Source organism: Ignatzschineria ureiclastica, from assembly GCF_003121845.1.
GTDB classification, from domain to species: Bacteria; Pseudomonadota; Gammaproteobacteria; order Cardiobacteriales; family Wohlfahrtiimonadaceae; genus Ignatzschineria; species Ignatzschineria ureiclastica.
In genome coordinates, this window is sequence record NZ_QEWQ01000004.1 from 578,133 (window position 1) to 591,116 (window position 12,984).

The 12,984-nt window shown below is 40.2% G+C and carries 6 protein-coding genes and 1 pseudogene; 1 reads left to right on the top strand and 6 read right to left on the bottom strand.

Annotated elements, in window-relative coordinates:
* Nucleotides 1–193 precede the first annotated feature (193 nt).
* The 3 genes from DC083_RS07985 to DC083_RS07995 all read right to left on the bottom strand — a co-directional run bounded on the left by DC083_RS07985 (nucleotide 194) and on the right by DC083_RS07995 (nucleotide 5,271).
* Nucleotides 194–3,619 (bottom strand): FAD-dependent oxidoreductase, encoded by a 3,426-nt coding sequence (locus DC083_RS07985; RefSeq protein ID WP_109189670.1) that lies wholly within the window; start codon nucleotides 3,617–3,619, stop codon nucleotides 194–196.
* 193 nt (nucleotides 3,620–3,812) lie between these two features.
* Nucleotides 3,813–4,529 carry a regulatory protein RecX gene (locus tag DC083_RS07990; protein ID WP_157954910.1) on the bottom strand — a complete coding sequence of 239 codons (717 nt, stop codon included), beginning with the start codon at nucleotides 4,527–4,529 and terminating at the stop codon, nucleotides 3,813–3,815.
* Between the two features lie 10 nt (nucleotides 4,530–4,539).
* Nucleotides 4,540–5,271 (bottom strand): hypothetical protein, encoded by a 732-nt coding sequence (locus DC083_RS07995; protein ID WP_109189672.1) that lies wholly within the window; start codon nucleotides 5,269–5,271, stop codon nucleotides 4,540–4,542.
* 184 nt (nucleotides 5,272–5,455) lie between these two features.
* Between DC083_RS07995 and DC083_RS08000 the strand changes: the two genes are divergently transcribed.
* Nucleotides 5,456–7,093 (top strand): FMN-binding glutamate synthase family protein, encoded by a 1,638-nt coding sequence (locus tag DC083_RS08000; RefSeq protein WP_109189673.1) that lies wholly within the window; start codon nucleotides 5,456–5,458, stop codon nucleotides 7,091–7,093.
* Nucleotides 7,094–7,562: 469 nt separating this feature from the next.
* On the opposite strand, the gene DC083_RS08005 is transcribed toward DC083_RS08000, so the two are convergent.
* The 3 genes and pseudogenes from DC083_RS08005 to DC083_RS08015 all read right to left on the bottom strand — a co-directional run.
* Entirely contained in the window at nucleotides 7,563–11,075 is a 3,513-nt protein-coding gene (locus DC083_RS08005) for a translocation/assembly module TamB domain-containing protein (RefSeq protein ID WP_189364545.1), read from the bottom strand.
* 270 nt (nucleotides 11,076–11,345) lie between these two features.
* Complete coding sequence (locus tag DC083_RS08010) at nucleotides 11,346–12,107, bottom strand: Nif3-like dinuclear metal center hexameric protein (RefSeq protein WP_109189675.1); 762 nt, start codon at nucleotides 12,105–12,107, stop codon at nucleotides 11,346–11,348.
* A gap of 420 nt (nucleotides 12,108–12,527) precedes the next feature.
* A pseudogene (locus DC083_RS08015) lies at nucleotides 12,528–12,984 on the bottom strand (IS982-like element IS1592 family transposase); the annotation flags it as partial.

Genomic DNA, 12,984 nt, shown 5'->3' on the forward strand with positions numbered 1-12,984 from the left:
ATAGAACGACTTACTCGCCTCTATCAGCCGATGCATCGGCATTTAAATGAGCTTATTTTGAACCGATCTTACTATCATTAACGACCTAACCTCGCTACCTAACTCCTCAACACTAAAAAGCCCCTTCTGACGAAGAGGCTTTCAACAGTTTAAACTTTATATAACGTCAATTTATACAGCATTAAGGAATAAACTATGATTCTTGTTGTTTCGACTTCTCTGCTAATACATAGCTAAGCCAATGAGAAGAGATAATATCAGGGAGACGATTTTGACTCGTTCTTGCAGTCAAGTTATCGAGATCCACATTTTTAAGGGGTTGATCTTGTTGTGAACAGGTAAATACAGCTTGAGTGCGCTCTTTCGTCACAGGATCAATCTGCCACTGCAGACATTGCCCGCAAACCCCTTTCATCATACATTGCATAGGGCTACCGATAGTACCGGTAATATGTAGATCCTCTTTGAAACGATCATAGAGAGATCCACCTTCAGAGAGCTCTTTTTGGAAGCCTTTTAACATTCCTGTTGAGCCCATTGCCATTAAACGATCAACAGCTTTCATCTCGACAATACCTTGATCATCGAGTTCTTTAATCAGTTTAATGACATCCCACTCGACAACTGAATGATCTTGAGGTCTTCTTGCTTCAATCGGCTCACCTTTACCTACAGCCCAGATAATTTGATCTGCGCCCTCCTCTAAGGCATCCATTTGATCCACATCGTCTTTTGACCCCATTGCCGCAAGGTAAATGACCTTATTGCCAGCATTACGAAGTGCAGATCCAATATCAAGCATAACAGCAGCGCCCCATTTACCTGCAACCACCAAGATTGTTTTACCTGATGGAAGGTCTGTTGGTGCGCCTGTAGGACCCGCTAGGATAACTTGATCACCTGGTTTTAAAGAGGGAATTAATCGTTGCCCTGTACCCCATTGGAATACTAAAAGGCGAATCGCATCCTCTGTAGATCCTGTCCCTGAAACAGTTAAAAGTGGGATTTGTAAACGCGTACCGGCAACAATCTCACTGCCGGTTTCAAAGGTCTGCATTCTAAAGAATTGACCTGGTTTGAAGTTTTTAGCTGCCATCGGCGCTTTAACCCATACTTCACAAACGGTTGGATTACTACTATCTATCGATTCAATAGTCGCGACTAATCCCTCATTCATTGTCGTAGCTAATGATTCATTACCTAAAGTGTTCTCCGGCAATCTTGCTAATGCTTCCATCACAAATTTCGAGGTCTTTTTCGCACTTGCAATCGCTTTAACCACATTTCCGTTAAAAACAGGATGAGTATCTCCGATATAAGAGACACGTTTCTCACCCCGTCTAAAAGAGGTAAAGGGCGCAAATGCCTCTTTATTATTCGTCCCCCACTCAAAAGGTACTAAATTTCCTTCTAAATCATATCCTTGGAAATGATGCTTCTCTTCAATTTCAAGAGAGCCTGGATACTCTGTGCCATAAATAGTATTCGGTGATGTCCCTGCCGCCACTAAGACCGCTCGTGCCGGAACTGTTACTTCCGTCTCTCCTGATTTCATAAAGCGAATGGCTTTCACATGGCCATATTGATCAAGTTCTACCCCTAGAGGATTGAGCTCCTCACCGAAATGAATACCCTCTTCAAAGGCTTTCGTAATCTCTTCATGATTCAGCGTATAAGCGGGTGATTCCTGCATCTTCCGGCGATAGGCCACCATAACACCGCCCCATTTTGCTAGAAGTGGATTGAAATCAGGTGCTTCACCGGCTTCTGCTGCACGAGTTCTCTCGGCGCGCACTTCTCGACCATGGGTTAAAAATTCCGTTAAAGTCTCATTATCTTCCGGCGATAGATTCTCCCGAACTTTCTCTTCCCCTAAGATCTCAACGCGATGAAGGGCTTTTTCTACCTGCTTAATATAGTAAGCCTGTACTTCTGTTGCGGTATCAATTGCAGTTAATCCGCCACCAATCACAACGGCTGGCAATCTTACTTGAAGATTCGCAATGGAGCTATCTTTTGCGGCACCTGTTAACTGCATCGCCATTAAAAAGTCTGAGGCTTGCTTCATCCCTTTTGCTAAGGAATTTTCAATTTTAAGAACACGAGGTAAACCTGCGCCTACAGCTAATGAAACATGATCAAACCCTAAGTCAAAAGCATCATCGAGTGTTAAAGTCCCACCTAGACGGACACCGCCATAGATATCGACATTTTCTCGGCGTGCTAAGGTCAAATAGATCAATTTAAGGAAGTTTTTGTCCCAACGAACGGTAATTCCATATTCTGCAACACCGCCAAACCCTGCTAATATCCGATCACCAAGATTCTCTTCTAACTCCGCCCAAGATTTTATCGGCGCAGTGAGTAATTCTTGGGGTAATGGCTCAATTTTAAGACCATCAATTCCCACAACATAACAACCTTGTTGCGATAGATAATGCGCCATCGTAAAGCCCGCGGGTCCCATTCCTGCCACTAATACTTTCCGATTATTCTCTTTTGCAGGGAGATAATCTGTTGGTTTAAGAGGATTCCAACGCGCAAGCAGATTATAGATCTCAACACCATAAGGTAGATCTAGAACTGTTGAGAGTACGCTGGTCTCAATTTGAGGGATATTAACCGGCTCTTGACGCTGATAAATACAGGATTTCATACAATCATTACAGATCCGATGGCCCGTTGCCGGCACCATAGGATTTTCAACCATAGTAATTGCTAAAGAGCCAATTGAGAGCCCTTCTTTTTCAAGGCGCTGCATCTCTGAGATCATCTCATCAAGCGGGCAACCCGTCAGTGCTGCACCAAAAGGATTTTTACGGAAACCTTGGGCTGGATCCCCTTTTTTCACAGGGAAACCAGTACTACAAAAATCCCCATCATGATCATGACAATACTTGCAATATTCAATTTCACTAGCCACTTCATAACGATTCATGCGTTGATCTGTAAGCGCAAAACCATCCCGTTTACGAAGAGAATGCGTCCCTACTTTCACTGGAATCCCTTGGAACGTCTCTTCTTTAGTAGAGACAAGATGATCATAATCTAAACGCGCGGGGAATTTAAAAGTCATCCAATCCGCAACGCGTTCCGCACCGACAGGATCAGATTCCGCTAAAGAACCCCATTGATAGAGCGCTTCAATCTCTGAAGCATTTTTTTCTGCATCAAGGGAGAGCGCATACTCTGCAATTTTGGCCTCTAAATTCGGATCCTCATCACTCACACCCATTTTCGCTAATAAAGCGGCATGATGTGTGGCAAAATCACCCTCAATCGCTTGACGATAACGCTTAGCGCCTCGCTGAATAAATTGCTCTTTAAAACGCATTAAACGATTATATTGTGCCGCTCGCTCTTCTAATTTTTGACTCTCTTTTTCAATTCCAAAGAGTTTCGCAATGAAGCCATTGAGATATTGCCCTAAGAGAATTTGAAATTCTGACTCTTCAATTGCGGTAAAATTGAGCTCACCTCGACGCCATTGTAGTAGTGATTGCAGCGTTTCATCGGGTAGAAATTGTTGAAATAATGTATCAACTTCTGTTAAACCCTGATGATTTTGCAAATCCTGAAAGCTCAAGCCATACTTTTGCAATTGTTCCTCTAATGCCATATCTCATCCTCTTATGCATTACTCAAATCTAAATAAATTAAAAACTGAAAAACCGCTTCAATAAAATAAAAATAAACTAACGCAATATTATACCTTGATTTTGTTCTAATGGCGGAAGTTAGATCAAAAGCAGACAATTTCATTCATCCTATACTACCGCCCCTTCTACTGATCCCCCTCATCTTATCAATTTTCAAAGATCATCCTCAACGATCATTTCACCACTAAACCCGCGGCGATAGAGCGCGGCATAATATTTAGCCCCCTCCTTTTTACCCACTTTACGTTCGGCAATTAAGCGAGCATGATGCCAATCAATCTCTTTAAAAGCCGCCGTAATATCTCTCTCAGATATTCGGTGAATTTGTGCTAATTCATAACGAACTCGAATGGGCCCATAACCTAAGTCCGCGCGGTTTTTACTGTAACTATAAGCAAATCGCTCAAGGCTCAAATAACGCTCACCATAGAGCCAATCAATAATCGGATCAATCAATGCAGAGGGACATTGTCTTTGTTGTAGCTTTTGTCGAAGTTCCACTTCACTGTGCTCTCGACGAATCAAGAAATTCATCGCACGTTCTCGCCAATATCGCCATTCTCGCGCCTGCTCCTCCTCTCTTTTCGCTGCGGCTAACAGCTGTGCAGTTAAATCTTCTTGCGATATCCCCGCTTTCTCTTCTAAAACATAATCTTTCAATGTTTGATCTCTATCTTCAATACATTCAAGATCTTGGGGATCTATAGCGTTATCGGCTTTTATGAAAGAATGATCTTTTCGAGATCTACTATAACTTTGTTGCTGCTCTCTTCGAGATTGCTTTCTGTGAGAATCTCGCTGTTTGATCTCTTCTACAAGGGCTGCAAATTTCTCACTACTCATCGCATCATTGATATTTGATTTGCTCATCACATCACCTCTACTGCCGAGTCCGCCGACGAACTTCATATTGTAGAACTTCCGCAAATAGATCGGAAATAATATGTTGGGCATCTTGTGATATTTCTGCCCCCTCTGATATTTCTGACCCTCTTGAACTTTTTAACTCCCCTGAATCTATTCGCTGATTGTTCGATACTGCAATGTCTGCTGATTTTTCATTGAATGTTTGTTTTGCTAATCGCTCCCGGCGTTCTTTAGCAAGCATCGCTCGTCTCTCTTCTTGAGACTTCATCGGTACTGATTTAATCTGCATCAAGGCCTCGATCTCTTCATCAAAAGCTCGAGTATTAGGATTCTCCGGCATAATAGAGATTCGAAATGGGGGAATTTTCCACCGTTTTTTAGAGATCTTATTCAGGTGCATTTCTAGAGATTTACGAATCTCTTTTTGATAGAAATTAAATGCCGCACCAAACTCCCCTCGAGGCGTTCCGATTACCCAATAGCGCTTACCAATTGTCGCAATAAAAAGCCGTCCTTTTAATCTTGGCGGTAAAAAGAACTGAAACCAGGGCTCTATGTAGGAGAGTTGTAGTGATCTTTTAAGGTAGATTGTGAGCATCTTGTAAGTCTCTTCAGGCGAGCGTTTACGGGACATCTTACCGATTTCACGTTGCACATTCCGAAGCCGACCTTTGACTTCTATTTCATCTAATTTTTTACGAGGAACGATCTCATCATCCCAAGGATTCAATTCTTCTCTCTTCATAGGCTCTTTAAAAAATTATAGAAAAAGTCGATTTTTAATATATAAATATTGACAACAAGTCTCAATTCCATACAAATAACACTTACAATAAATCTTAAAAATTTTTAAAATTTAATTATGGAATGCGTTATGATAGAGGCAATTTACAATAACCATTCAACGATCATGACAGGAGCTTCCTAACATGCATACGCTTGCTCGCTTTGGGCGTTACCTCCCTTTAGTTTTGTCCATTCTCTTTACAATTTATGGATTATTCTTCGCTCATCATACCACAACTATATGGGTTCTGACGGGCATTACTGCGATTCTTTCAGTGATCGGAATCATCGATATTTCCCAAAACAGCTACGCTGTTCGAAAAAACTATCCTATCATCGGGAATCTGCGCTATCTACTCAAACATTTCCGTTCAGAAATCCGCCAATACTTTATTGAATCTGATAACGATGCCGTTCCCTTTACCCACGCTGAACGCAAGCTTGTCTACGCACGCGCTAAGAATATTGCACAAGATTCTGTACAAGCATTCGGAACACTACAAAACACCTACGAACCAGGTTATCAATTTATTACCCATTCGATGGCAACAGTCCCTGCAAGTGACCCTGCAACTTTCCGAGTGACCATCGGCGGTGATGATTGTCTTCACCCTTATTCTGCCTCTATTCTCAATATTTCCGCCATGAGTTTCGGTGCACTGAGCGCTCATGCAATCGAGGCACTCAATGGGGGTGCAAAAATGGGGAATTTCGCCCACGATACCGGTGAAGGTGGCATTAGCCCTTACCACCGAAAACATGGCGGTGATCTGATCTGGGAATTAGGAAGCGGTTACTTTGGTTGCCGCACCGAAGATGGTTTCTTTGATCCCGTAAAATTTGAGCAGCAAGCTGCTGATCCTCAAATTAAGATGATTGAAATTAAGCTAAGCCAAGGTGCAAAACCAGGACATGGTGGTGTATTACCTAAAGATAAAATTAGTGAAGAGATTGCCGCAACTCGCGGCGTACCTCGGGATCGAGATTGTATCTCACCCTCTAATCACAGTGCTTTCTCAACGCCGATTCAGCTGCTTGAATTTATCAAGAAACTTCGTGAATTAAGCGGCGGTAAACCTGTTGGTTTCAAACTCTGTATAGGGCATCCTTGGGAATTTATGGGGATCGCTAAAGCCATGTTACTCACTAATATTCTCCCCGATTTTATTGTCGTTGACGGTAAAGAAGGCGGGACAGGTTCAGCACCTATTGAATTTGCCGATCATATTGGAACACCGCTACAAGAAGGGCTACTCTTCGTTCATAATGTTTTAGTGGGAACAGGTTTACGCAAAAAGATTAGAATTGGGGCTAGCGGTAAAATCATTACTGCATTTGATATCACTCGGACCATTGCTATTGGTGCTGATTGGGTTAATTCAGCTCGTGGATTTATGTTCGCTTTAGGTTGTATTCAATCTCGAAGCTGTCATACCAATAATTGTCCTACAGGAATTGCTACACAAGATCCATTACGACAAAAAGCATTAGTGGTTGAAGATAAAATGACTCGCGTTAAAAACTTCCATCACAATACACTTCATGCACTCTCGGAAATGCTCTCTTCTGCCGGCGTTTCCCATCCATCTAAACTATTACCTCAGCATTTAGTGATGCGTTCCTCTGAAAATGAGATTCGTCTCTTCTCTAATATGCACTTCTATCTACCTGAAGGCGCACTACTCGGTGATGAAATCGAAAGTAACTACTACTCAAGCATTTGGAATATTGCACAAGCAGAATCATTCCAACCTCGTGTTGTGATTCCTAAGGTTGTCTAGATATCATCTAAGATTAAGTTGCAATGAGATTATTGAAGCTTAACAATTAAGACTCTAATAAGATTTAATAACTTCAATAATTTCAATAAAAAGGCTAAGTAACGATATGATTACTTAGCCTTTTTGCTATTCAATATAAATAAATATACACATATAAATTATAGAGACATATTCTATCTATTTATAATCAATTTGGTTTAAGAAAAATGGTTTTAAACAACACTTGCAAGATGCCGGATAAAACGACTTCCTTACTTATTACAACCGATGCGCCGGCATTTGAATAAGCTTATTGAAATGCCGGCACATCAGCAGATCGAGGCAAGGAGGCTATTCTATCCGACATTTTACAAGCTTTTGTTTAGTAAGTATGTTCTTTTCAAATATCATACTAGCTACTTAAAAACCGATAAGAATAGAGAGAGATAAAAGCGTATAGAAAGTCAGTCATCCCTATCTAATCTCAATTTTAGAAATCCCGTGAATAGTTCAAGTTCACACTCTCGCCCTCACTCATAAAGGCCGCATTCACGTTGAAATATTTCAGGAAGCTATAACGTAACAGTGCAAATGCACTCTCGCCCTCTTCAACGCCAACGCCTAATCCGACATAGAAACTATTGGCAAATCGTTTCCCTAAACCCACACCAATATGCCCATTCGGCGTCTCCATAAACCCAAGATCAGTAAGCCCTACTTTGCTCGCAATACTCGTATCAGAACTGGATACAGGTTCACCCATCGCAATCTTACGAAGCATATTGAGAAGCATTAAGTTTTCAGCGGCTGAACCTAAGTTAGGACCACGTCCGAGAAACAAGTAAGAAGCGATTTCGATATCTGTCATGGTAGGTGATGAATAGAGTTCCACTCTTGGTGCTTCTGCACTACCTAAAACTTTCACGCCGACACGCAGCTCCCGACCTTCAATTTCATTCATAAATTGTCGTGAAGCTTGGATATCAAGTGCCGGATTAGTAATCGATGCACCAGAGAATTGGATCTTACCACGATCTAACTGCAATACTTGACCGTAGATATCAAATTCCCCTTGCCCCACATTGATCACTCCTAGTCCTCGTATTGGTTGACTACCGTAATCTTTCAAGACTTTTAAACCACCACTTAAGTGTGCCTTAAGCCCCTCAGCCCCCACTAAGATATCATTCCCCAAAATGACATTAAGATCCATAGAGAAATTATCCATAAAGCTTTCACTACGTTTTTGATCATAGCCATCGCCTACGATAACAGTATCTTCTGAGACTTTCACGACAGAGCCACCGCCGCCCATAGAGGTATGCATATAGTAGAGTTCGGGGATTAAAATAGATCCTTTCAATTGATAACGTTGGATATTACCTGAATGTTTCCCTGTAAATTGTACTTTAGGGGAAATCATGACTTTAATATCACGACTATCGGCTAACTGAATATCATCGCCTGATGCATTCAATTCTGTACTAAAATTGGCAATATTATAGTAACCATCAAGATTTAAAGTTCCTTTATTAGTTCCGACGCTTCCTTTAATAAAGAATTCAGGCGTTCCCTCTTGTAAAGCGACATCTAAATTAATGGCTTTTAAACGACTGTTGAGCGAGGCGATATAGAGATGCCCATCTTTAATGGAAAAATTAGCACCCATTTTAGGATGAGCCACAGGTCCTTGTACTTTACCTTTTAAGAGAACCTCTCCTCCAAGATCCTGTAATACCGGCATTAAGGGGGATACCCAATCAAAACTTGGGATATTAGCGACAACGCTCGCGTCTACGAGATTCTCTTTAAAGAGATCGTTCATCTCTCCCTTACCCTGAACACGCAAATATTTCCCCCAATCGACATTGAGATTACTCGTCACTTTTTCAGGAAGTGCATGAACTTCTAATAATGTTTTATCTAAGGGAATTAAGACTTCTCGACCTTGGAAACGGTAGCGAATATCCCCTTTTGAGAGCGCTAAGTTTACAACGCCGACAAAATCTTCTTCTGTTGTAAATTGTCCGGCAATGGTCACATTCGCTTTGGTATTAATCGAGAGATCAGGTGGCAAATAACTATCGATAAGGGATGAAGGTAAGTTATTAAGCGTAATAACGGCCGTATTAACCCCTTCAATGCTGCGCCCGCCTTCTGCACAAAATACAATGTAACCTTGCTCGTAACAGGCCGAACTCAACGAGATCGTATTATTCTTCGCTCTATAGTAGAAATAAGCAGGTTTATTGAGTTTATAATCCCCCACAAAATCAGAACTGACCACTGAGTTTTGTAGATAGAGAGTAAAAGTGGGATCCGTAAAAACATCTGTTAACGAGGCTATCCCATCTGATTTAATCGTTCCGACAATACTATCAAGATCAAAGTTAAAATGATGTGAATCTGCTTTTCCTGTAACTTTATACTCCATCTTTTTCACAAGCACTTGTCGATCATCTGCCGGCAATAATGCCATTGGTTTATTCTCTTGATAAGTTAAAGTTTCATCAATCTCACCATCAGGCTCTTTAATATTAGCAACTTCAATCTTATTCACCGACTGATCAGCCTCTTTTGCGCTTTTAGCTTGCTCTAGATTTTCCACTAAAAGATCAAGGTCAAACTCATCCGTTAAGCTTCCATCAAACTGTAGCTTTAACAGCGCCAAATAGATCGTATCAAAACGCATTCTATCGAGTTGCAACAATATATCGGCATTATAATCTTCATGATTCGCTTTCAATAATAAGGATTGTAATTGTAGACCAAAAGCATTGATATTCGAGATATTAACATCAGCTACTAAAATAGGCTTGAGTACTTCCCCTTTAAGATCAATATTCCCCATTAAAGAACCACTGATATCCGGATGCAATTGTGATAAGTAAGGTGCATTCATTTTTAAATCAAGATCGACATTCAATGGATTCTGCGCAGACCACTCACTATTGAGCATAATCTGATTTGAAAGATTTTTAAGATGCAGATAGCTTTTAATATCGCTTAATCCCGTCACCTCATTATCCACTTTCAGTAAGATAGGGTCATTCAAGAAATTTGCCCAATCCACCCGACCATTGAGATCCGCTGTAAACTTCTCTAATTCGCCTTTTACTTCGGTATTAAGCGCTAAATTGAGCTCGTTACCACTAATAAAGGCTTCTTGCGCATAAATCGCTAAATTAAGATCAAAAGTTTCCGTAGGGATATCGACATTACCATTCAGTGCGACAACGAATGGGAGATCGACATCAGAACCCACTAATGCTTGTAAATCTCCCACTGTATTTTCGATCGTGACATGATTATCTTCAAGTTTGGCATTGGTCAGCTGAATATCATTCATCGCTAGATAGAAATCATCTACCTTTAACGTACTGTTTGTGATATCAATCGTCTTAATTTCGGCATTAATGGGAATATTCAGTGACTTTAATGAAAATGGCTCGCTTGCCTCCTCAATCTTCTCGATCTTCTCAATTGGTGTAAAATTAAGATTCGCGCCCTCTACTTCAAGATGATTGATCGCAACCGTCATCTCTAATAATTGCCCATAATTCCAATCAAGTGTTAATTGAGGAATCTCTAATGGTTCATAATTAGGGAGATTTAATGTCACATCTTCAAGTGTAAAACGTTTGCCTAACTGTCCTTCGGCATTGTGAATTGAAACATATTGTGGGAAATAATGATTGGCAACATTAACAATAGTACGAAGCCCTGATTCTGTATCTAATAGATAGAAGAAGAGTAGAACAATCGCAACAATTAAAATCAAAAGCAGATTTAGTATAGACGTCAAAAAACGGCCTAAAAGCGTACGTCTTCTGCGTTTCGACTTTTTAGGCTTTTTAGTTTTTTTAGTGTCCTCTGGTTTTGAGTCACCTACAGCTTCTTGCGTCTGATTTTGCTGATTTTCAGTGGTAGAAGCTTCCTGAATAGTGAATTCTTTCGAATGCTGTACACTATCGTGCTGTACTTTATCAGTATTCCTATTCATAGATGACTTTTCTGCTTTATCGCTCATCTTCACCTTTTAAATTCACGTGATTATTGATAATGAGATATGATCTGGTATTCTACCTTGTTTTATAACAAGATTAAAATAGTTCAGTACTTCCATAGAAATACCCTATCACCCTTCTATCTAAACTTCTCTTCAAAAAATAAAGTTTTTAATAATCTCTTTCTAAACCATAGATCATCTGAATAATTATCTTTTCATAAAAGGTCTCATTAAATACAAGCAGCTATTTATAAATGATATCGGTTAGATCGGATTATCAATATCAATAAATTCGACTTCAAGTCCATGACTTTGTCCATATTCTGACTGTAGCCATTCACCAAGCGCCTTTACGCCTCCACGCTCTGTTGCGTGATGCCCTGCTGCAAAAAAGTGAATCCCTAACTCCCGGGCAATATAAATCGTTCTTTCTGATACCTCACCGGTAATAAAAGCATCAAATTCTGCTTCAGCCACTTCTTCTAACATATCTTGCGCTGCACCACTACACCACGCAATTCGTTTAATTAACTTTGGCCCGGAAGCTTCGACAAAAGGTTTGCGATCTAAACTTTGTTCGATCAATTTTGCTAATGAAACAATATCCATTGCCTCAGGTAACTCTCCAGTTAATACAAGAGGCTGCGCCTCTGACAAAGGTACTATATCTACAATATCCCAGAGCTTCCCGAGCATTGCATTATTACCCAGAGTGGGTTCAAGATCTAAAGGTAAATGATAAGCATAGAGATTAATTCCGTTTTCAATCAGACGCTTAATACGTTGATATTTCATCCCCCGAATAGCCGGTGCTTCACTTTTCCAGAAATATCCATGATGTACTAATAGTGCATCGGCCCCTCGCTCAATCGCCATATCAATAAGCTCTAAACTTGCTGTAACACCTGTTATAATTCGTTTCACATCAGGTCTACCCTCAACTTGAAGGCCATTAATCGTATAATCTTTAATCTGTTTACTCTGTAAAAAGGTATCGAGAATATTTTCTAATTCTAGGTTATGCATTAATAATGACCTCTCGCTAATTCAATCAATCAACTAAAATAGTTTGTTTTAATATCTGTTTGATGCTCAAAACATAGAGCTAGACTACCACAAGTTCCCCTAATGAACACGCCTATAGAACGATTTTATGATAGCCGTTTAGCAACAAATATGCCTCATCAAGAACGATCGTATCTTCCCTATTATTAATGATTTTCTTTCGCTAATGAACTTAAGGGTATTCTATCTAATAGATTTATAGATTTAGACTAGAAAGTGAAAGCAATTTTGCTGTACGGGCCATTTTGGCCGCATGAAGCATGTTAAGTACCGAATTAATATGGAATTAAAATAACTGTAAAACGACAAGTAGTAAAACGATAAGTATAATTAAATTAACCTGAGTTCGGGATAAGAGCTTGCCTAAATCATTGAAACAGCTTAGTTTTTTGCAGCTTGTCCATAAGCCGACACGTTTTTGAGTGTCGGCTTAAAGGGAAACCAACAGTAAGCAATGAGTCCTGCTAAAAGATTAGCAGCGAACCCTGTGAAGCTTCGATGCCTTGAGTGTTCAATCTGACATAGGTTTTTAAGCTCATCAAAAACAGTTTCAATTAACGAGCGTCCGTTAAGTAACGCCTCATCAATAGGTTTAAGAATCTGCTGTTTCATATTCCTTCGAAGCTTGGTTATAAAATCGATATTGAAGTCATTAAACAGTTTATCTTTTAAATCTTGACTGACATACCCTCGATCACCAAACAGTTTACCGAATATATCATTTGCTAGGCCCTGTCTTAGCGGCTCTCTATCATCTATATTTCCCGGAGTGACTCTAATCGATAATAACTCACCGTGATGATTGATAATCGCGTGCAGTTTAAATCCGTAAAACCAA

Bases quoted from the DNA above. Each gene is read 5' to 3' on its own strand.
- DC083_RS07990 (WP_157954910.1), bottom strand. From the start codon at position 4,529: ATGAGCAAATCAAATATCAATGATGCGATGAGTAGTGAGAAATTTGCA.
- DC083_RS07985 (WP_109189670.1), bottom strand. From the start codon at position 3,619: ATGGCATTAGAGGAACAATTGCAAAAGTATGGCTTGAGCTTTCAGGAT.
- DC083_RS07995 (WP_109189672.1), bottom strand. From the start codon at position 5,271: ATGAAGAGAGAAGAATTGAATCCTTGGGATGATGAGATCGTTCCTCGT.
- DC083_RS08010 (WP_109189675.1), bottom strand. From the start codon at position 12,107: ATGCATAACCTAGAATTAGAAAATATTCTCGATACCTTTTTACAGAGT.
- DC083_RS08005 (WP_189364545.1), bottom strand. From the start codon at position 11,075: ATGAATAGGAATACTGATAAAGTACAGCACGATAGTGTACAGCATTCG.
- DC083_RS08000 (WP_109189673.1), top strand. From the start codon at position 5,456: ATGCATACGCTTGCTCGCTTTGGGCGTTACCTCCCTTTAGTTTTGTCC.